Annotated in this window: 15 protein-coding genes; 10 read left to right on the top strand and 5 right to left on the bottom strand. The window is 71.6% G+C overall.

What is annotated here, in order from left to right:
- Window positions 1-46: 46 nt before the first annotated feature.
- Together galE and ABZ939_RS25765 are read left to right on the top strand one after the other, a co-directional pair.
- A complete protein-coding gene (galE, locus tag ABZ939_RS25760) occupies window positions 47-1,069 on the top strand; it encodes a UDP-glucose 4-epimerase GalE (protein ID WP_361859601.1) in 1,023 nt (340 codons plus the stop codon).
- A 22-nt stretch (window positions 1,070-1,091) separates the two neighbouring features.
- The gene (locus ABZ939_RS25765) at window positions 1,092-2,465 is read left to right on the top strand and encodes a UDP-glucose/GDP-mannose dehydrogenase family protein (RefSeq protein WP_361859604.1); all 1,374 of its coding nucleotides are present in this window, start codon (window positions 1,092-1,094) and stop codon (window positions 2,463-2,465) included.
- On the opposite strand, the gene ABZ939_RS25770 is transcribed toward ABZ939_RS25765, so the two are convergent.
- Window positions 2,453-4,111 carry a right-handed parallel beta-helix repeat-containing protein gene (locus tag ABZ939_RS25770; protein ID WP_361859606.1) on the bottom strand — a complete coding sequence of 553 codons (1,659 nt, stop codon included), beginning with the start codon at window positions 4,109-4,111 and terminating at the stop codon, window positions 2,453-2,455. The genes ABZ939_RS25765 and ABZ939_RS25770 overlap by 13 nt on opposite strands.
- 198 nt (window positions 4,112-4,309) lie before the next feature.
- Between ABZ939_RS25770 and ABZ939_RS25775 the strand changes: the two genes are divergently transcribed.
- Window positions 4,310-5,407 (top strand): ionic transporter y4hA, encoded by a 1,098-nt coding sequence (locus ABZ939_RS25775; protein WP_361859609.1) that lies wholly within the window; start codon window positions 4,310-4,312, stop codon window positions 5,405-5,407.
- A 6-nt stretch (window positions 5,408-5,413) separates the two neighbouring features.
- Here ABZ939_RS25775 and ABZ939_RS25780 read toward each other — a convergent pair whose 3' ends face one another.
- The gene (locus ABZ939_RS25780; RefSeq protein ID WP_361859697.1) at window positions 5,414-7,819 is read right to left on the bottom strand and encodes a penicillin acylase family protein; all 2,406 of its coding nucleotides are present in this window, start codon (window positions 7,817-7,819) and stop codon (window positions 5,414-5,416) included.
- A gap of 155 nt (window positions 7,820-7,974) precedes the next feature.
- On the opposite strand from ABZ939_RS25780, the gene ABZ939_RS25785 reads away from it, so the two are divergent.
- Complete coding sequence (locus tag ABZ939_RS25785) at window positions 7,975-9,474, top strand: fatty acyl-CoA synthetase (protein ID WP_361859612.1); 1,500 nt, start codon at window positions 7,975-7,977, stop codon at window positions 9,472-9,474.
- A gap of 84 nt (window positions 9,475-9,558) precedes the next feature.
- Here ABZ939_RS25785 and ABZ939_RS25790 read toward each other — a convergent pair whose 3' ends face one another.
- Window positions 9,559-9,939 carry a VOC family protein gene (locus ABZ939_RS25790; protein ID WP_361859615.1) on the bottom strand — a complete coding sequence of 127 codons (381 nt, stop codon included), beginning with the start codon at window positions 9,937-9,939 and terminating at the stop codon, window positions 9,559-9,561.
- 226 nt (window positions 9,940-10,165) lie between these two features.
- Window positions 10,166-11,455 carry a phenylacetate--CoA ligase PaaK gene (paaK, locus tag ABZ939_RS25795; protein ID WP_361859618.1) on the bottom strand — a complete coding sequence of 430 codons (1,290 nt, stop codon included), beginning with the start codon at window positions 11,453-11,455 and terminating at the stop codon, window positions 10,166-10,168.
- Between the two features lie 317 nt (window positions 11,456-11,772).
- On the opposite strand from paaK, the gene ABZ939_RS25800 reads away from it, so the two are divergent.
- The 5 genes from ABZ939_RS25800 to ABZ939_RS25820 all read left to right on the top strand — a co-directional run bounded on the left by ABZ939_RS25800 (window position 11,773) and on the right by ABZ939_RS25820 (window position 18,049).
- Complete coding sequence (locus ABZ939_RS25800) at window positions 11,773-13,200, top strand: family 2B encapsulin nanocompartment shell protein (protein ID WP_361859620.1); 1,428 nt, start codon at window positions 11,773-11,775, stop codon at window positions 13,198-13,200.
- Window positions 13,201-13,336: 136 nt separating this feature from the next.
- Window positions 13,337-14,194, top strand: coding sequence for a geranyl diphosphate 2-C-methyltransferase (locus ABZ939_RS25805; RefSeq protein ID WP_361859622.1), 858 nt, complete (start codon window positions 13,337-13,339; stop codon window positions 14,192-14,194).
- Between the two features lie 102 nt (window positions 14,195-14,296).
- Window positions 14,297-15,073 (top strand): GNAT family N-acetyltransferase, encoded by a 777-nt coding sequence (locus ABZ939_RS25810; RefSeq protein ID WP_361859625.1) that lies wholly within the window; start codon window positions 14,297-14,299, stop codon window positions 15,071-15,073.
- A gap of 250 nt (window positions 15,074-15,323) precedes the next feature.
- The gene (locus tag ABZ939_RS25815; protein ID WP_361859627.1) at window positions 15,324-16,511 is read left to right on the top strand and encodes an FAD-dependent monooxygenase; all 1,188 of its coding nucleotides are present in this window, start codon (window positions 15,324-15,326) and stop codon (window positions 16,509-16,511) included.
- Window positions 16,511-18,049, top strand: coding sequence for a hypothetical protein (locus ABZ939_RS25820; RefSeq protein ID WP_361859630.1), 1,539 nt, complete (start codon window positions 16,511-16,513; stop codon window positions 18,047-18,049). Before ABZ939_RS25815 ends, ABZ939_RS25820 begins: the two co-directional genes overlap by 1 nt.
- Before the next feature lie 43 nt (window positions 18,050-18,092).
- Here ABZ939_RS25820 and ABZ939_RS25825 read toward each other — a convergent pair whose 3' ends face one another.
- Window positions 18,093-18,899 carry a pentapeptide repeat-containing protein gene (locus ABZ939_RS25825; protein WP_361859632.1) on the bottom strand — a complete coding sequence of 269 codons (807 nt, stop codon included), beginning with the start codon at window positions 18,897-18,899 and terminating at the stop codon, window positions 18,093-18,095.
- 102 nt (window positions 18,900-19,001) lie between these two features.
- Here ABZ939_RS25825 and ABZ939_RS25830 point away from each other — a divergent pair, with 102 nt between their 5' ends.
- A complete protein-coding gene (locus ABZ939_RS25830; RefSeq protein WP_361859635.1) occupies window positions 19,002-20,522 on the top strand; it encodes an alpha/beta fold hydrolase in 1,521 nt (506 codons plus the stop codon).
- The last annotated feature ends 3 nt before the right edge of the window (window positions 20,523-20,525 follow it).

Raw genomic sequence — 20,525 nt, forward strand, 5'->3', positions numbered from 1 at the left:
CCGGCGACATCCCCTCCCGGTTCCCACCGCCCAGGAAAGGTGCTCCATGCCCTCCACCGTTCTCGTGACCGGCGGTGCCGGCTTCATCGGCAGCCACACCGCCGTCGAACTCCTCGACCACGGACATGAGGTCGTGATCGTCGACGACCACTCCAACAGCTCACCGGGCGCCGTGGAACGCATCGCCAAGGTCGCGGGCCGCCCCCCGGCCGCCGTCTACCGGGCCGACCTGCGCGACCGGCGGGCGCTCACCGAGGTGTTCGACCGCCACTCCTTCGACGCCGTCGTCCACTTCGCCGCGAAGAAGGCCGTCGGCGAATCGGTGCAACTGCCCGTCGAGTACTACGACATCAACGTCGGAGGCACCACCGCGCTGCTGGGCGCGATGCGCGAACACGGGGTGCACCGAATGGTGTTCTCCTCCTCCTGCTCGATCTACGGCGACACCACCAAGGTGCCCCTGACCGAGCGGGACCCGGCGCGCCCCACCAACCCGTACGCCACCACGAAGTGGTTGTGCGAGCGGATCCTCGCGGACGTCTGCCAGTACGTCCCCGAGCTGTCCGTGCTGGCCCTGCGCTACTTCAACCCGGTCGGCGCGCACCCTTCCGGGCTGCTCGGCGAAGTGCCGAACGGAGTCCCGAACAATGTGATGCCCTACATCGCCCAGGTCGCCGACGGCCGCCTCGACCGGCTCCAGGTCTTCGGTGACGACTACCCCACCCCGGACGGCACCGGTGTCCGTGACTACGTCCATGTGATGGACGTCGCCGAAGGCCACCGCATCGCCCTGGACCACCTCGACGACGAGCCCGGCATGAGGGTCTTCAACCTCGGTACGGGGCGCGGCACCTCCGTGCTCGAACTGGTCTCGGCGTTCTCGGGCGCCTCCGGGACACCGATCCCGTACGAGATCACCGGCCGGCGCCCCGGCGACGTGGCCGAGCTGGTCGCCGACCCCACGGCCGTGGCCCTGGCCTGGGACTGGACCACCACCCGGAACCTGACGGCCATGGTCGAGGACGCCTGGCGCTTCCAGCAGATGAACCCGTCCGGCTACCCGAACTGACACCAAGACAGGAGCAATCGACATGCGGCTGACCGTCATCGGCACGGGATACCTGGGCGCCGTGCACGCCGTGTGCATGGCCGACATCGGACACGAGGTCCTGGGCGTCGACATCGACGCCCGGAAGATCGCGGCGCTCGGCGCGGGCACGACCCCGTTCTACGAGCCCGGCCTCCAGGAGACGCTCACCCGGGCGCTCGGCTCCGGACGGCTGCGCTTCACCACCTCTCTCAGGGAGGCCGCCGATTTCGGGGAGGTCCACTTCATCTGTGTGGGCACCCCACAGCGGCCCGACTCGCAGGCCGCGGACCTGCGTCACCTCGACGCCGTCGTCGACGGCCTCGCACCCCATCTGCGCCGCCCCTGCCTGATCGTGGGTAAGTCGACCGTGCCAGCCGGCACGACGGCCCGAGTCGCGGAGCGGGTCACCGCGCTCGCCCCGGAGGGCGCCGACGTCGAGGTCGCCTGGAACCCCGAGTTCCTGCGGGAGGGTTTCGCCGTCGAGGACACCCTGCGGCCCGACCGGCTGGTTGCGGGCGTCTCGTCCCCGCGGGCCGACGCCGTCCTGCGGTCGGTGTACGCACCGATGCTGCGGGCAGGCGTCCCGTACATCAGCACCGATCCGGCGACCGCGGAGCTGGTGAAGGTGGCGGCGAACTCCTTCCTGGCCACCAAGATCTCGTTCATCAACGCGATGGCCGAGGTGTGCGACGCGGCCGGCGCGGACGTGACCACGCTCGCCGACGCCCTCGGGCACGACAACCGCATCGGCCGCCGCTTCCTCTCCGCGGGGCTCGGATTCGGCGGCGGCTGTCTGCCCAAGGACATCCGCGCCTTCATGGCCTGCGCAGGGGACCTCGGTGTCGGCGATTCCGTGGCGTTCCTGCGGCAGGTCGACGAGATCAATGGGCGCCAGCGGCGCCGCACGGTCGACATCGCCCGGGACATGGTCGGTGGGGACTTCGCCGGCCGGCGGATCGCCGTCCTCGGCGCCACGTTCAAGCCGGACAGCGACGACGTGCGCGACTCGCCGGCGCTCGCCGTCGCCGCCGCCGTCCACCGGGAGGGCGCGGCGGTGCGGCTGTACGACCCGGAGGGGATCGAGAACGCCCGGTCCGTGCTGCCGCAGCTCGAGTACGTCCACGACGTGGCGAAGGCGTGCGAGGACGCCGACCTCGTCCTGCACCTCACGGAGTGGTCCGAGTTCCGCCGGATCGACCCCGCGGTGCTCGCGGTGTCGACGTCACACCCGAGGATCCTCGACGCGCGCAACGCCCTGGACGCCGCACTCTGGCGCTCCGCCGGCTGGACCGTGCGCGCGCTCGGGAGGCCGACGCCCCCGGCTCTGCCGAACCAGCAGGCGGCGGCCCCCACGGCGGCGGTCTACTCGTCCTGACCGGGCTGAGCGGCCCCGGCGGCGGCCGTCGGGGCGAGGCGCTCGCCGAAGTAGTCGACGGCCCCGGGATCGACGCCCAGCTCCTTGAGAGTCAGCGCCGCATCCGTGAGTTCCTCCGAGCAACCCGGCACCATCATGGCGGCCCCCTTCACACTTCTGACGGGGGTCGTCGTGCTCTCCATGCACGGATCGGCGTCCGTGCCGGTCGGCCCTGAGGCGTTCTGCTCCTGGCCGCCCGCGGTCCGCCAGGCCTGGAGCGTCGGGTAGCTTTCGTCGCCCCAGAACACCTTCCACCTGCTCGTGCTGAAGTAGTCGTTGCCCTGCAGCACCACGTCGTCCGACCTGAAGGCCTTGTTCGAGTACACGAGGGGCGCGCCCTCCGTGACGAAGATGTTGTTCCGGATCCTGGCCCGCGTCAGTCCCCTCTCGAGGCGCAGGGCGGGGGCGTCCTGCGAGGCCCGGTCCGACGCCTTCATCACCACCGTGTTGTGGTAGATGTCCAGGTCGCTGACGAGCCCGCCGTACGCGACGATCCCGCCGTACAGCGGGTGCTTGCGCGAGTCGTCGTGGCTGAGGTTGAACCGGACGACGTTGTCGCGGTGCGCGCCGTTCGCGTCGCGCGTGTAGACGAGATAGCCCGGTCCGTCGTTGCCGTAGGCCAGGTTGTACTGCAGGACCGACGAGGAGACGTTGTTGTCCAGGCCGAAGCCGCCGCCGTCCACGTGGGAGCCCGATCGGTTGGCGTAGGAGACGTTGTGCTCGATGACCACACGGGTGGAGTCGAAGGTCCAGATCCCCTCGGGCCCTTCCTCGGCCCGGCTCGACGACTTCAGCCCGTTGTGATGCGCCGTCGACCGCTGCACCTTCGCGTCCCGGACGCTGCCCAGCATGATGCCGCTGCCGGTGTTGCGCCAGCTCACCTCCGGGTCGCCGGCGTTCTCGTACGCCTGGACACGGGTGAGGGACAGCCGCTCGTGCGCGTACTGCGGATCGTCCGCGTCGAACTCGGGGCCCACGGTGGAGATACCCGCGTCCTTGTTCCCGTGGAACCTGGACTCACTGACCCGGACATCGAGGAAGCCGGTCCCGCCCCGCTCACCGGCGAGAACGAGGCCGTTGCGGAAGTGCGAGACGTCGACGCCGGTCAGCACGACATGCGGCAGCTTCCGGTCGTCCGGAAGGTTGCTGAGGAACCGGATTCCCGGGCTCCAGGCGTAGGAGCGGTCGTCACCGACCACGGCGAGGTCGCGGAATTCGACCCCCGCCGTGTTGTAGACGGAGATGCCCGCCGTGCCGGCGGCCGCGATGGTCGCACGCCCGCCGCCGTACGAGTCGATCACGACGGGCCTGCGCGCGTCACCCGCCTCCTTCGGGCCGAGGGTGAGAGTGCCCCGATGGCGCGCGCCACCGCGCAGACGCAGCCGGTCGCCGGGCTTGTAACTGACCTTGTCGGCCTTGCGCAGTGTCCGCCAGGCCCGGTCCGGGGCGAGCCCGTCGTTGTCGTCGTTGCCGTCGGGACTCACATAGAACGTGTATCCCGCGGCGGTGTTCTTGCGGGGCGGGACATAGGGTTCCGGCAGCGAGCAACCGGCCACGGCCAGCAGGGCGACGGCCAGCGCGCACGGTACTGCTCGTGAGCGGTACATCCCCGGGGCCTCCCTGCCGGGCGGCTGCGATGTGGCCCCCGCCTTCTCCGTTCGATCCTGCATCGACGCTCGTACTCCCTGACTGTCTGGGTGCATCAACGGTGCTTTGGCAGCGTGACAGCAGCGAGGGGCAGCCCGGCGCAATGACATGACGCACAGGTATGAAGAATCCCGCCCGCCTGTGGCAGCATGCTGATCATGAGTTCGAGCACGGCAGGCCTGACCCGGCGGTGGACGACGTGGGGACCGGTCGTGGCGGCCGTCGTTCTCGGGCTCGCGTGGGGCCATGGACTGCCCGGCTTCGTCGTCGGGCTCATCGCGGTCTGCCTGATGGGTGCGGTGCTCGCCGCCGTCCACCACGCCGAGGTCGTCGCCCACCGCGTCGGCGAGCCCTTCGGCTCGCTCGTCCTCGCCGTCGCCGTCACGGTCATCGAGGTCGGACTGATCGTCACCCTGATGGCGGGCGGCGGCGAGAAGACCTCCACCTATGCCCGCGACACCGTCTTCGCGGCCGTCATGATCACCTGCAACGGGATCGTCGGACTCTCCCTGCTCGTGGGCGCCCTGCGCACCCGCGTCGCCGTCTTCAACGCCGAGGGGTCCGGCGGCGCGATCGCCACGGTCTGCACCCTCGCGACCATGACCCTCGTCCTGCCGACCTTCACGACGAGCCAGCCCGGCCCGGAGTTCTCGGGGGCGCAGCTCGCCTTCGCCGCCGTCGCCTCACTCTGTCTGTACGGCGTGTTCGTCACCGTCCAGACCTTCCGGCACCGCGACTACTTCCTTCCGGTCGCGCGCGAGGGCCAGGAGTCGGAGGAGGACCACGCCGATCCGCCGACCGACCGGCAGACGTGGGCGAGCCTCGGCCTCCTCGTCCTGGCGCTCGTCGCCGTCGTGGGCCTGGCCAAGCTCATCTCGCCGACCATCGAGGACGGCGTCGAGTCGGCCGGTCTGCCCAAGGCCGTCGTCGGCGTGATCATCGCCCTGATGGTGCTGCTCCCGGAGACGCTCGCCGCCGTACGTGCCGCCCGCCGGGACCGGATGCAGACCAGCCTCAACCTCGCCTACGGCTCCGCGATCGCCAGCATCGGCCTGACGATTCCGGCGATCGCGCTCGCCTCCATCTGGCTGTCCGGGCCCCTGGTCCTGGGCGTCGGGCCCGTCCACATGGTCCTGCTCGTGCTCACCGCGGTGGTGAGCGCACTGACCGTGGTGCCCGGACGGGCCACGCTCCTCCAGGGCGGCGTCCATCTCTCGATCTTCGCCGCCTTCGTGTTCCTGTCGTTCAGCCCATGAGCCGGCTCAGTCCCTGACGCGCACCACCTTCAGGGCGGGCGAGCGCAGGATGTCCTTCTCGCAGAACCGGGACGTCACCCAGCGCTCGCCCGCGTAGAGCCGGGTCTGATCGCTGTAGTGCGCGGACTGGGAGTTCGAGGACTGGGAGTACGTCAGCAGAGTGCGGGCCACCGGGCATCTGCTGCCGTCCCAGCCCACCGCCTGGACATGGCTCGTTCCGTGCGCCACCTCCGTGTAGCCGCCGCCCGCCGGGTTCCACACGGGCTCGGTCTTGTTCCAGATGCCCAGCGACTCCGTGCCGCCGCTGACCGGAATGCGCGCCCCGTTCCGTACCACGAACTGGTGCGCGCCGAGCGGCGCGTCCAGCGGGATGCCGGCCGCCCGCAGCTCGGTCACCGCGTCCTTCAGTGCCTTGGCGAAGCCGGGCGAGGCGGTGTTCAGGGTGTTCGGCGTGCGGACCGGGTCGGCGGCCGAGAACGGCACCTTCCACTGCTCGGCGAGCGGGACCGACCCGACGAACTTCCGCCAGAACCGGTCGAAGAGCAGCGCTCCCTCACTGTCGGAGTTCACCGTCCGGTCCCAGGCGCCGATCACCCGGCACGCCTCCTGGTCGTCAGGGAGCGCCGTCGGGCACGCCTTCGCCGCGTCGGCGGCGGCCAGGTCACCGGCCGGGGCGCGGTTCGCGAACTGCTGGGTCTGGAGGTCAGCCACCGTCAGCCGCCCCCTGCCGGCCATGGCCGCCACGTCCTCGATGCCGCCGCGGGTACGCAGCGAGCGCGGGGTGTTCACATTGCCGAAGATCCGCTCGTAGCCGGTGATGGGCCGGTCCGCGTTCGTCAGCCACGCGCTGTCGTTGGAGTTCTCCACGTACGGGGCGTTCTGTATCACCGGCATCTTCGAGGGCCCGAAGACACCCGGCTGCACCGCGTCGGGGTCGGAGCCGAGTGCGCAGTCACCCCGCGAGCCGTCCAGGACCGCCACCCCCGAGGCCGGGTACGTCGCCCTGCCCAGCGGGGTGGAGCAGCGCTGCGCGAGCTCGTCGGTGATCCGGGGAAGCACCTGCGACTGGGTGAACAGCGAGTTGCCGGCCGAGTCCGCGGCGACGGTGTTCACCCACGGGAGGCCCTGCGTACGGCGCAGGGTGTCGAGGACGTCCTGCGTGGAGCGCGCCCTGCCGAAGCCGAGCGCGGTGTCCGAGCCGCGCAGGTTGGCGGCGTTGGGATCGTTGAGGGCGTAGGCCGTCGTCGCCGTCCAGGGCAGCGGCAGCTGGCTTCCCAGGCCGGTGATCACCGGGCCGTACCGGGTCCAGTACTGGGTGCGCGTCACAGGCGCGCCGTCCTGCACCGGCACGGTGACGGTCCGCCGGGTCATCCGCTCCGGCTTCCCGTCGACGAGATAGGTGGTCGGGTCGGCCGGGTCCAGCGTGAGCTGGTGCAGATTGAGAGTGACGCCGGTCGCGACCGTGTGGCTCCAGGCGACCTTGTCGTTGAAGCCGATGTTGACCACGGTCGTACCGAGCAACGAGGCGCCGGAGACGTTGAGTTCGCCCGGGATGGTCTGCTGCGACTGCCAGAAGCGGCGGCCGCCCTGCCAGGGGTAGTGCGGATTGCCGAGCAGCAGCCCGCGTCCGTTCGCCGTCGTACTGCCGTGGAAGGCGACGGCGTTGGAACCCATCGTCGCGTTCTCCGCCGCGAACAGCTCGCGGGCCGCGGCGGCCGTGCGGGCGGGATCGGGAGCGCTTGTGATCCCGGAATCGGGCGCGTTCACGGCCGCGGGGGAGGCCGGTGGCCGGGCGGCGGTGATGCCGTCGATGCCGCGACCCTGCCCGCCGAGCACGGAGACCGCGAACCCGCGCCGGGCGACGTCGAGCCCGGTCACCGGCCGGACCCAGGCGGCGTCCTTGCAGGCGGGGTCGGTGATCCGGTTCTGCTTCAGCCAGGCGTTGTAGCCGGCCGCCCACCCCCGCATCAGCTCCTTGAGCCGTGCGCTCGGACCGGCCGGAGCGGGGGTGCGCAGCAGGCCCTCGACCGTGCCCGCGTCCCGTACCCCACGGAAGTACAGGTCGCTGGAGAGGTTCTTGGTGGCCGAGGAGAGCGAGCCGTCCGGCGCCCCGTCCGGGCCGAACCAGCGGGAGCGCTCGCCGTTCACGGTCACGAAGCCGTCGGCGAGCGTGCATATCTGGTCGGCGGCCTGTGCCCAGCCGGTGCCGAAGCCCAGGTTGGCGTAGTCCTTGGCGACGATGTGGGGGATGCCGTACTCGGTGTACCGGATGACGGCCGACAGGCCCCGGTCGGAAGGGTGGTGGTGGCGCTCGCCGGAGTCGGCGGCGGCTGCGGCGGGCAGCGACGCGGTGACGGTGGCGAGGGCCGCGCCGGCGAGCACGAGGTGTCTCAGGCGGGTGCGGAAGTGCAACGTGCCTCCCAACAGAGGGGTGGTGATTGCGGGTTGGACCATGCACGCAGCTGAGCGCTTGCTTTGTCAACATGCCGTTCGGTATCCGAGGTCCGGCGCCATGCGGTGCGTCGCGGTACTTGACCCGCCCCTCCGGGCCCACCGAGGATCCAGCCATGGAACGACTCCTCACCCGGACCGTCGACGGTGTCCTGCGGATGAGCGCGCAGCGCACCCCCGAGCGGATCGCCGTACGGTACGCCGACCGGACCTGGACCTACGCGGAGCTGGACGCGGCCGTGACCACCGCGGCCGCCGTGCTGCGGGAGCGGTACGGGCTGGAGGAGCGCGCCCGCGTCGCGACCTACGGGCACAACTCCGACGCCTATCTGATCGCCTTCCTCGCCTGCTCCCGCGCGGATCTGATCCACGTCCCGGTCAACCACCACCTCACCGGCGAGGACCTCGCCTACATCCTGCGCCAGTCCGGCAGTTCACTCGTCCTCGCCGACCCCGCGCTCGCCGACCGGGTCCCCGCCGACCTGCCCGTCCGTGCCCTGCGGGACACCGACGACTCGTTCCTCGCGGCGCTCGCCGAGCCCGACACGTACGACACCGACCGCGACGCCCGCGAGTACGTCCAGCTGCTCTACACCTCCGGGACGACCGCGCTGCCCAAGGGCGCCCGGATGACCCACCGCGCCCTGGTCCACGAGTACGCCAGTGCCATCGAGGCCCTCGACCTCCACGAGGACGACAAGCCGGTCCACTCGCTGCCGCTCTACCACTCCGCGCAGATGCACGTCTTCCTGCTGCCGTACCTGGCCGTCGGCGCCGAGAACACCATCGTCGACGGGCCCGATCCGAAGGTGCTCTTCGACCTCGTCGAGGCGGGCCGCGCCGACAGTCTCTTCGCGCCGCCTACCGTCTGGATCGGCCTGTCCAACCACCCCGAGTTCGCCGACCGCGACCTGTCCGGCCTGCGCAAGGCGTACTACGGCGCCTCGATCATGCCGGTGCCCGTCCTGGAGCGGCTGCGCGGCCGGCTGCCAGGGCTTCGCTTCTACAACTGCTTCGGGCAGAGCGAGATCGGTCCGCTCGCCACCGTCCTCGGTCCCGACGAGCACGAGGGCCGGATGGACTCCTGCGGCAAGCCGGTCCGTTTCGTCGAGGCCAAGGTCGTCGACGAGGACGGCGAGGAGGTCCCGGACGGCACCCCGGGGGAAATCGTCTACCGCTCACCGCAGTTGTGCGACGGCTACTGGGACAAGCCGGAGGAGACCAGGCAGGCTTTCCGGGGCGAGTGGTTCCGCTCCGGCGATCTCGCGGTGCGCGACGCCGAGGGCTACTACACCGTCGTGGACCGGGTGAAGGACGTCATCAACTCCGGGGGAGTGCTGGTGGCCTCCCGCCAGGTGGAGGACGCCCTGTACACCCATCCGGGCGTCGCCGAGGTCGCCGTCGTCGGCCTGCCCGACGAGCGCTGGATCGAGGCGGTCACGGCCGTCGTCGTCCCCAGGAACGAGGTCACCGAGGACGAACTCCTCGCCCACGCACGCGAGAAGCTCGCCCACTTCAAGGCCCCGAAGAAGGTCCTGTTCGTGGACGAGCTGCCCCGCAACGCCAGCGGGAAGATCCTCAAGCGCGAACTGAGGGACCGCTTCGCCGCTTCATGACCTCGTCGGAGCGCTCCCCGGGTCCCGGCCGACTACGGTGGGGCCGTGCCGCACGGCCCGGCCCCGCCGCACCGATGACCGATGTCAGCTCGTACGTTCCTCCGTCAGGCAGAGGATGTTGCCCTCGCTGTCCTTGAACCAGCAACCCCGCATGGTCTCCGTCTCGGCGACGCCGTCGACCGTCTTGAGGCCGGGCAGATCGTAGTCCTCGAACGCCACGCCCTTGGACCGCAGCTCCTTCATCTCGGCGTCGAGGTCGGCGACCTTCCAGCTCGCCAGGGTGTGCGCGGCCTGGCCGCCGTAGGGCGTCTCATAGACGCCTATCGTCGTACCGCCGCAGTCGAACCTGGTGTCCTCGGCCGTCTCCTTCGTCATGGTGAGGCCGAGGGTCTCGGTGTAGAAGCGCTTCGCCCGGGCAAGGTCGTTGACCGGAATGATCGCGACAACGGGTGAGTCGGACAGCATCGAAACCACCTCCTCCATCCAGGCTACGCAGCGGCCTGCCGGGCCACAGGTCGAGCGGGCCGGGCACGCCGTGTGGGTGACCGGACCGCGACCCGGGGTGACCGAGCGGGCCCAGTTCCCCGAGAGCGGGCCCAGACCCGGGGCCGGCCCAGACCCCCGAGAGCGGGCCCCGACCCGGGGCTGGCCCAGACCCCGGGAGCGGGCACAGACCCCCGGGAGCGGGTGCTCAGCGCTCGCCGCGCAGGTCCACGATCCGCTTGATCTTGCCCACCGACCGCTCCAGCGTCTCGGGGTCGACCACCTCGACCCCGACCGAGACCCCGATCCCGTCCTTGACCGACTGCGCGATCGCCCGGGCCGCCTCCGCGCGCTGCTCGGGCGTCGCCTCCGGTCGCGCCTCGGCCCGTACCGTCATCGCGTCGAGCCGCCCCTCGCGCGTCAGCCTCAGCTGGAAGTGCGGGGCGACCCCCGCCGTGCGCAGCACGATCTCCTCGATCTGGGTGGGGAAGAGGTTCACCCCGCGCAGGATCACCATGTCGTCACTGCGGCCGGTGACCTTCTCCATCCGCCGGAACACCCGGGCCGTACCCGGCAGCAGTCGTGTCAGATCGCGCGTGCGGTAGCGGATGACGGGCATGGCCTCCTTGGTGAGCGAGGTGAAGACCAGCTCGCCCTCCTCGCCGTCCGGCAGCACCTCACCCGTGAACGGGTCCACGATCTCCGGGTAGAAGTGGTCCTCCCAGATGTGCAGCCCGTCCTTGGTCTCCACGCACTCCTGCGCGACGCCCGGCCCCATCACCTCCGAGAGCCCATAGATGTCGACGGCGTCGAGGGCGCACCGCTCCTCGATCTCCCGCCGCATCGCCTCCGTCCACGGCTCGGCGCCGAAGACGCCGACCTTGAGCGACGTGGTCCGCGGATCGACGCCCTGGCGCTCGAACTCGTCGAGCAGCGTCAGCATGTACGAGGGCGTCACCATGATGATCTCGGGCCTGAAGTCCTGGATCAGCTGGACCTGGCGGGCCGTCATGCCGCCGGAGGCCGGGATGACCGTGCAGCCGAGCCGCTCCGCGCCGTAGTGCGCGCCGAGTCCGCCCGTGAAGAGGCCGTATCCGTAGGCCACATGGACCTTGTGACCGGGCCGGGCGCCGGCCGCGCGGAGGGAGCGGGCGACGACGTCGGCCCAGGTGTCCAGGTCGCGCTGGGTGTAGCCGACGACGGTCGGCCGGCCGGTGGTGCCGCTGGAGGCGTGGATGCGCCGGATCTCCGACTGGTCGACGGCGAACATGCCGAAGGGGTAGTGGTCCCGCAGATCGGTCTTGGCGGTGAAGGGGAAGCGGGCGAGGTCGGCGAGCGAGCGGCAGTCCTCGGGACGGATCCCCGCCTTGTCGAAGGACTGCCGGTAGAAGCCCACGTTCTCGTACGCGTGACGCAGGGTGGCCCGCAGCCGCTCCAGCTGGAGCGCCTCCAGCTCCGCGCGTCCGAGCCGTTCGCCGCTGTCCAGCAGATCCGTCATGTGCCGCCCACTCCCGTCCGACCGTCCTGAACATCCGAAAACGGACTACCGATCATTCGGTAGATCCTTTCGAAGCCAGTAAATCCGGCCGGACCCGGCCCGTGGCAAGGGGGCGGCGGCGACTTTCTGATCCTGTGGGCGACCCCCGGGCCCGGCGGTGCCCGGACGGCGGAGCGCGCACGGCGCTCGAGGGGCGCCCCACGCCGCCGAGTGCTGCGGCACGGGCGCGCCGCCCGCATATGACGTCGGCAACGATGCGTTACATCTGAATGCGGAGAGTGACGAACGCAGAGAGTCCCAGGAAACGGAGTCAGTCCATGTCGGTCGACACAGAGCCGGCGGCGCCCGCGCCCGCCCCCACCGCCGAGGTACGCCAGGTCCAGCTCAGCCTCAGCACCGCGGCGGCGCGCAACCTCGCGACCACCACCAAGTCCGAACCCCAGATGCAGGGCATCAGCTCCCGCTGGCTCATGCGCAAGCTGCCCTGGGTCCACACGCCCGGCGGCACGTACCGCGTCAACCGGCGCCTCTCGTACACGGTCGGCGACGGCCGCGTGACCTTCGTCAAGAACGGCTCCAAGGTCGAGGTCATCCCGGCCGAGCTGGCCGAGCTGCCCCTGCTGCGCGGCTTCGACGACCCGACCGCGCTCGGCGCGCTCGCCGACCGGTTCGTGCAGAAGGAGTACGAGCCCGGTCAGGTCATCGTGCACTCCGGCAAGAAGGCCGACCACGTCTATCTGATCGCCCATGGCAAGGTCGAGAAGCTCGGGACCGGCAAGTACGGCGACGAGACCCTGCTCGGCCGGCTCGGCGACGGCGACACGTTCGGCGGCCACGTCCTCGCCGGGGACGGCAAGTGGGAGTTCACGGCCAAGGCGACGACCGGGGTAACGATCCTGGCCCTGCCCCAGACGGCATACAAGGCCGTCGCGGACCAGTACGAGAATCTGAGCGCCCACGTCCGGGACATCAGCTCCAACGGCCACCAGCGGCGCACCAACAAGGCGGGCGAGGCGGCCATCGAACTCAGCGCCGGCCACGTCGGCGAGGCCCGGCTGCCCGGCGCCTTCGCGGACTACGAACTCAAGCCGCGCGAGTACGAGCTGAGCGTCGCCCAGACCGTCCTGAAGGTGCACAGCCGGGTCGCCGACCTCTACAACCAGCCGATGAACCAGACGCAGCAGCAGTTGCGCCTGACCATCCAGGAGCTGCGCGAACGACAGGAGTACGAGCTGGTCAACAACCCGGAGTTCGGACTGCTCAACAACACGGACTTCGACCAGCGCATCCAGACCCACTCGGGCCCGCCCACTCCGGACGACCTCGACGACCTGCTGAGCATGCGCCGCGGCACCCAGTACCTCTTCGCCCACCCCCGGGCCATCGCCGCCTTCGGCAAGGAGTGCAACAAGCGCGGGCTCATGCTCCGTTCCGTCGAGGTGGACGGGCACGCCATCCCGGCCTGGCGCGGTGTCCCGATCCTGCCCTGCGGCAAGATCGGCATCAGCAAGCACCAGACCTCCTCGATCATCGCGATGCGGACCGGCGAGAACAACGAGGGCGTCATCGGGCTGTACCAGACCGGCATCCCCGACGAGATCGAACCCGGCCTCAACTGCCGCTTCATGGGGATCGACGAGAAGGCGATCATCTCCTACCTCGTCTCCACCTACTACTCGGCCGCCGTCCTCGTCCCGGACGCCATCGGCATCCTGGAGAACGTCGAGGTGCGTCCGCGTGCCTGACCCACACCTCCGGGTGGGCGGCGGACCGCGCGGGCAGGGGGGGCTGAGGCATGTCCGTGCCCTCCCGCATGGCCGCCGCGGCAGGCCCCGTGTTCCCCTCTGTCCCCCCACAAGAACCAGGTAAGGAACCACACGCATGACCGCGTCCACGCAGTCCGCCGTGCTGCGTACTCCGTATCAGGAGTCCGTGGCCCGCTACTGGAACACCAACCAGCAGGACCCAGTGAACCTGCGGCTCGGCGAGATCGACGGGCTGTACCACCACCACTACGGCATCGGCGACTACGATCCCGCCGTCCTCGCCGGCCCCGAGAACGCCCGTGACGCCCGCATCATCCAGGAGCTGCACCGACTGGAGACCGCCCAGGCCGACCTGCTCCTCGACCGTCTGGGCAAGCGCACGCCCGACGACCACCTCCTCGACGCGGGCTCGGGCCGCGGCGGCACCAGCATCATGGCCGAGCAGCGCTTCGGCTGCCATGTCGACGGAGTCTCGATCTCCGAGTACCAGGTCGGTTTCGCCAACGCGCAGGCCGAGAAGCGCGGGGTCGCCGACCGCGTGAAGTTCCACTTCCGGAACATGCTGGACACCGGCTTCGCGACGGGTTCCCGCCAGGCCGTCTGGACCAACGAGACCACGATGTACGTGGACCTCTTCGAGCTCTTCGACGAGTTCTCCCGGCTCCTGGAGCACGGCGGCCGCTACGTCTGCATCACCGGCTGCTCCAACGACGTCACCGGCCTGCGCTCCAAGGCCGTCAGCCGGATCGACGAGCACTACACCTGCAACATCCACCCGCGCAGCGCGTACTTCCGCGCGCTCGCCGAGAACAACCTCGTCCCCATCGAGGTCGTCGACCTGACGGCGGCGACGATTCCGTACTGGGAGCTGCGGGCCAAGTCTTCGGTGGCCACCGGCATCGAGGATCCCTTCCTCATGGCGTACAAGGAAGGCAGCTTCCACTACCTGATGATCGTCGCCGATCGAGTCTGACCTTTCGACGCCATGTGGGGCCCCGGGTGGACTCCCGGACCGCGCCGTCGGAGCGGGGAAATCCGCTTGCCGCACTCCGACGGCCGGTGCTGGAGTGACCGCATGGATCACGCAGCGATACGCACCCGGTACGACCGCCAGCTCCGCCTCGGCGCCCGCCCCGACGGGCCCGGCACCCGGGTCGAGCGCGACGGCCCGGTCGTACGGCAGACCGGCCCGGCCCACGCCTGGAACGGCATCCTCTGGTCCGGCCTCGACGAGACGGGCGCCGACGCGGCCATCGCCGAACAGATCCGCCACTTCACCGCCCTCGGCCTGCCCTTCGAGTGGAAGGTGTACGGGCACGACGGCCCGGCCGACCTCGCGGCGAGGCTTCTCGCGGCCGGGTTCACCGCCGAGGACCAGGAGACCCTGATGGTCGCCGAGGCGGCCACGCTCCCCACGGACGTCGCGCTGCCCGAGGGCGTCGAACTGGTCCCGGTCACCGACGCGGCGGGGGTGAAGCTGGTGACCGAGGTCCACGACCGGGCGTTCGGCGGCGACAGCTCCCACATCGGCCGTCAGCTCCTCGACCAGCTGGCCACCACGCCCGACACCGTCGCCGCCGTCCTCGCCATGGCCGGCGACGAGCCCGTCAGCGCCGCGCGCCTCGAGCTGTACCCCGGCACGGACTTCGCCGGCCTCTGGGGCGGCGGCACGGTCGAACCCTGGCGGGGCAAGGGCCTCTACCGGGCCCTGGTCGCCTTCCGGACCCGGATCGCCGTCGAGCGCGGCCACCGCTTCGTCCAGGTCGACGCGGCCGACACCAGCCGCCCGATCCTCCAGCGCCTGGGCTTCGCCCCCCTCACCACGACGACCCCCTACGTGTACGTCCCCTAGGACCACTTGACCCGTGCGGCGGCCTCGGGCGCGACCTGCCCCGAGCCGTCCGCAGGGGGACACGGCCCGGGCCTGCCGGAGCACGTTGACAGGTTCCGGCCGACATGTTGCTATGGGGCGCCGCCCAGCCTGACCTGCGCCGCGTCCCATGTCGCTCGACAGGAGCGGCACCGGAACGGTGACCACGTGGTCGGGGCGGCTCACCGATACCGCCTTCCGAGCGGTGCCCCGAAATCCAGAGCGAGGACCCATGCCGCAGCGCGCCGCGACCATCGTCGGCGGCGGGATCGGGGGGCTTGCGGCGGCCATCGCCCTGCACCGTCGGGGCTGGCGCGTCGAAGTGCTGGAACGCGCACCGGAGTTCACCGAGATCGGCGCCGGCATCTCCTTGTGGCCGAACGCGCTGCGCGCGCTCGAGGCGCTGGGGCAGGCCGACGCCGTACGGGCACTCGGCGCCGTCGAGGCCATGGGCGGAGTACGGGACCGCCGGGGCCGCTGGCTGTCGCGTACGGAGAACGCCGAGCTGGCACGCCGCTTCGGCCATCCCCTGACCGTCCTGCACCGCGCGGATCTGTTGCGGGTGCTCACCGAGGCGCTGCCGGCGGACAGCCTGCGCTCGGGCAGTGAGGTGTCCGCGGTCCGCGACGACGGCCGGTGCCCGGTCGTCGAGCACCGCGGCGGCGAGTCCCGGACCGACCTCGTGATCGGCGCCGACGGGCTGCGCAGCACGGTCCGCCGCGCCCTGTGGCCCGATGCGGCCGGCCCCCGGTACGCCGGTTACAGCGCCTGGCGCATGGTCACCGGGCCCCTCGACGAGCCACCCTCCGAGGGCGCCGCGACCTGGGGGCGCGGCGAGAGGTTCGGCTACACGGCGCTGCCGGGCGGGCGGATGTACTGCTTCGCGACCGCGACACTGCCGGAGGGAGAGGCCTCGGGCTCGTCCGAGACCGAGTACGCCGAACTGCAGCGCCGGTACGGTTCCTGGCCGGATCCCATCCCCGTCCTGCTCGCCGCCGTCCCCCCTGACGCCGTCCTCCGGCACGACCTGTACGACCTGCCGCCGCTGCCCACCTTCGTCCGTGGCCGGGTCGCGCTGCTGGGCGACGCGGCCCACGCCATGACCCCCAACCTGGGCCAGGGCGCGTGCCAGGCGCTGGAGGACGCGGTCACCCTCGCCGCCTGCCTGGACGCCACTCCGGACGTGGCCGCCGCGCTCCGCTCGTACGACCTGCTGCGCCGACCCCGGACCCAGGCCATCGTGCGCCGCTCCGCCCGGCTCGGCGCGGTCGGCCAGTTGGCGTGGCAGCCCGCGGCGCTGCTGCGCGACACGGCCGCCCGGCTGACGCCGACGCGGGCGACGCTGCGTTCCATGACGCCGGTGCTCGGCTGGACGGCGCCCGGTGACCCGGTGACCCCGACGGAGAGCGAGAGCCACTGATGCCGGACTGGACGTATCACCCGCTGCGCGGGGCGGCCGCCGCCGTCCTCGGTCTGCGCCGTTCGCAGCGCACCGCACTGCGGCTGCTCGCCTCCGTCGGCTCCCGTCCCACCGGCGCGCGGCTGATCGCCCGGGGGTTCGGCCACCGCCATCCACCGAAGCGACTCGCCGGTCATATCGCCGGCGTACCCGTGACCGTCCGGCTCGGCATATCCGTCCCACCCTCGCTCGCCCGCGAGGCGATACGTGCCATGGCCCCGCTCGGGGCCGGTGTCGTCGAGGTGGCGCCCGTCTCGGCCGCCGACGTGGAGACCGTACGCGAGGCCGCTGCCGACCGCTCGATCCCGCTCGTGGTCCGCACCTGCGACCCGGAGGCCGTGGCCGCCCTCAAGCCCCATGTCGACGGCTTCACCAGCAGCGACGACTCGCATGTGGTCCATGTGTCCGACCCGTCGGTCACCGCCGCGGCCGCCGCGCTCGAGGACCCGGACACCGTCGTGCTCGCCCGTCCCGGGGTGCTCGTCGCGGCCGGACCCGGCTGGTTCGCACGGGTCGCCGAGGCGGCCACGCCCACCGCGCCCGCTCCGGTGCTCCGGGACGTCGGCCGCGATCCCCGCCGCTGGCCCGCCTGGTGGTGGGCGCTGCTCGTCGGGCTCGGTATGACGGGTGCCGGACTCGGCGCCGCGGCGATCACGCTCGGGCCCGTGCTGCTCTGGTACGACCGGGACTACCTCGGCATGACGCTGCATGAGCTGCATGCCGCCAACCACCACCTCGTGCACTTCCTCCAGCACGACCGCATCACCATGGCCGGCACCATGGTGTCGATCGGCGCCCTCTACACCGGCCTCGCCGTGGGCGGCATCAGACGCGGCTGGCCTTGGGCCCGCGAGGTGTATCTGCTGTCGGGGGCGATCGGCTTCCCCACCTTGTTCTACTTCCTGGTCACCGGATTCGTGGAACCCCTGCACACGGCCACCACCATCGTGCTGTTCCCCATGTTCGTGGCCGGGGTCCGCCGTGCCCCGCACGCCCCGCGGTGGCGCCTGGCGCCCGAGGGGCCGGAGCGGGAACGCCGGAGGGCTCTGGCAGGCCAACTCCTGCTGATCGTCACGGGAGCGGGGCTGTTCGTCGGTGGGGCGGTCATCTCGGTGGTCGGCCTGACCGGTGTCTTCGTGCCGACCGACCTGGTCTTCCTGGGCACCAGCGCGCAGACGCTGGAAGCCGTGAACCCCCGGCTCGTGCCCTTCGTCGCCCACGACCGCGCGGGGTTCGGCGGCGCCCTGATGGCCGCCGCCGTGGCGATCACTCTGCTCAGCGCGTGGGGCTGGAGGCGGGGCGAGGCCTGGGTGTTCTGGACCCTGGCCGTGGCCGCGGCCGCGGGCTTCCTCCCGGCGGTCGTCGTGCACGGCGCGATCCACTACACCGACTTCCTCCACCTCGCGCCGGTCTACTTCGGCATCATGACGACCGGCGCCGGCCTGCTGCTCGCGCGCCCTTACCTCTGCGCAAGGACGCCGGCGGGACCGGAGGACTGACGGGCCGCCCCGGCGAGCGGATCGCCGAGTGAGCGGCCAGGCTTCAGGGGCGCGCCCAGTGGGCCGGCCGCTCGAAGCCGGCCGGGAGGCGGGTCGTCGCGTCGCCGCGGGCCGCGTTCAGCTGGGGCTGGGTGAGGAACAGCGCGCCGGTGAGGTCCGCGCCGGACAGATCGGCGTCGCGCAGGTCGGCGCCGATCAGGTCGGCGAGGGACAGATCGGCGCCCGTCAGATCGGCCGCGATCAGCAGCGCACCGCGCAGGTCCGCGCCCCGCAGCTTCGCCCCGCGCAGCCGGGCCCCGATCAGATCGGCGCCACGGCGGCTCTTCGCCTTGCCGCCCGCCGTGGTCCGCACCAGCGCGCTGGTCTTCAGGAGGAGCGGGTTGACCTCGCCCCGGACCGCGGCCACGTCCAGCTTCTCCAGCGACTCCGCGGTGCCTTCCGTCAGGGCCTCCACCCGGGCCAGGGCCTGCCGCAGCTCGCCGTGGAGCGGGCGGGCCGCGGAGAGGGCGAGGGCCTCGGTGAGATAGCGGAGCAGCTCGTGGAGCTGGCGCATCACGGGAAACACCTCGTACATCTGGCGCGAGGTCTCCGGGGCCTCGCGCCAGGAGACCCCGCCGAAGGTGACCTGGGAGACCTTCTGGCCGGCGCCGAAGCAGTCGTACACCGTGCAGCCCGAGAACCCGCTCGGCCGCAGCTTGGTGTGGATGCCGCAGCGGAAGTCCTCCTGGAGGTTCCGGCACGGCTCGCCGGAGGCCTTGTTCACGGCGAAGTCCGCGGACTTGGCGAACGGGAGGGCGACGCAGCACAGCCCGAAGCAGTTGGCGCAGTCGCCCCGGAGGGTCTCGGGCATGGTGGTGCGGTTCCTTCGTCGCAGGGGGAGAGAGCCCCACCGTATCGCGCCCACGGCGAAACCTGTTGCGAAGATCATCGGCATCCGTCGAGGATCGGCGCCATGCCCACGTTCACGACGTACGACGGAACCGAACTCGCCTATGACGTACAGGGGGAGGGAGAGCCGCTCATCTGCCTGCCCGGGGGACCGATGCGCGACGCCGCCTACCTCGGCGACCTCGGCGGGCTCGGCGCGCACCGCAGCCTGATCGTGCTCGATCTGCGCGGCACCGGCGCGAGCGCCGAGCCCGCCGACCCCGCTTCGTACCGCTGCGACCGGCAGGTCGCGGACGTCGAGGCACTCCGCCTCCACCTCGGTCTGGAGCGGATCGATCTGCTCGGCCACTCCGCGACCGGGAACCTGGCCACGCTGTACGCCGCCGCCCACCCCGAGCGGGTGCGCTCCCTCGTCCTGGTCACCCCGGGCGTGCGCGCCGTGGGCATCGACGTCACGGACGAGGAGTGGGACGAGGCGGTCGAGGTGCACGCAGACCAGCCCTGGTACCCGGCGGCGCGGGCCGCCGTCGCGACGATCGGCCCCGAGACGCCCATGGAGCGCGTCATGGAGATCGTCTCCCCCTTCGCCTACGGCCGGTGGGACGAGGCCGCCCAGGCACACGCGGCGGCGGTCACCGACGAGGCCCACTGGGACGCCGCGGCCGCCTACTACGCCGACGGCGCCTTCGAGCCCGAGGAGACCAGGGCCGCGCTGACCGCCCTCACCGCACCGGTCCTGATCCTCGCGGGGGAGTACGACGGCGGGCCGACCCCGGCGCGGGCCGCCGAGCTGGCGGAGCTCTTCGCGCACGCCGAGCTCGTCGTCCAGCGCGGCGCGGGGCACTTCCCGTGGGTCGACGACGCGGGCGCCTTCGTCCGCCCGATCGCCGCCTTCCTGGACCCGGAGGTCCGCACGGTCACCGTGGACGGGGTCCGCCTCGCGTACCGGGTGTGGGGCGAGGCCGACGCCGGGCCCGTCGTGCTGGTCCACGGCCGCGGCGGGAACGGCGCCGACTGGGCGCGGATCGCCGAGGAGCTGGCCACCGACCGCCGCGTGTACGCCGTCGACCTGCGCGGCCACGGCCTGAGCGACTGGACGGGCCCCTACGGATTCGACGTGTTCCGCGACGAGCTGCGGGGGTTCATGAAGGAGCTCGACCTCGTCGGCGCCGATGTGGTCGCCCACTCGATGGGCGGCGCCGCGGCCTACCTCCTGGCCATGGACGAGCCGGGCCTGATCGGCCGCCTCGTCCTGGAGGAGGCGCCCGTCTTCTTCCCGCTCGATCCGCCGCGCGGCCACGCCGCCCGCCCCGAAGGGCCCCTCGGTCTGGACTGGGACGTCGTGCTCGCGACCGACGCCCAACTGAACGAGCCGGACCCCGCCTGGCGCGAGGGCCTGGCGGCGATCACCGCCCCGACCCTGATCCTGGCCGGCGGCCAGAACAGCCACCTCGCCCAGGAGCGACTGTCCTGGATGGCGGACCGGCTGCCCGAGAGCCACCTCCTCACGGTCGAGACGGGGCACGAGATCCACACGTCCCGGCCGGAAGAGTTCCTCGCCGCCCTGCGGGAGTTCGGGATCTAGGCG

It is taken from the genome of Streptomyces sp. NPDC046712, assembly GCF_040645695.1.
GTDB lineage: Bacteria > Actinomycetota > Actinomycetes > Streptomycetales > Streptomycetaceae > Streptomyces.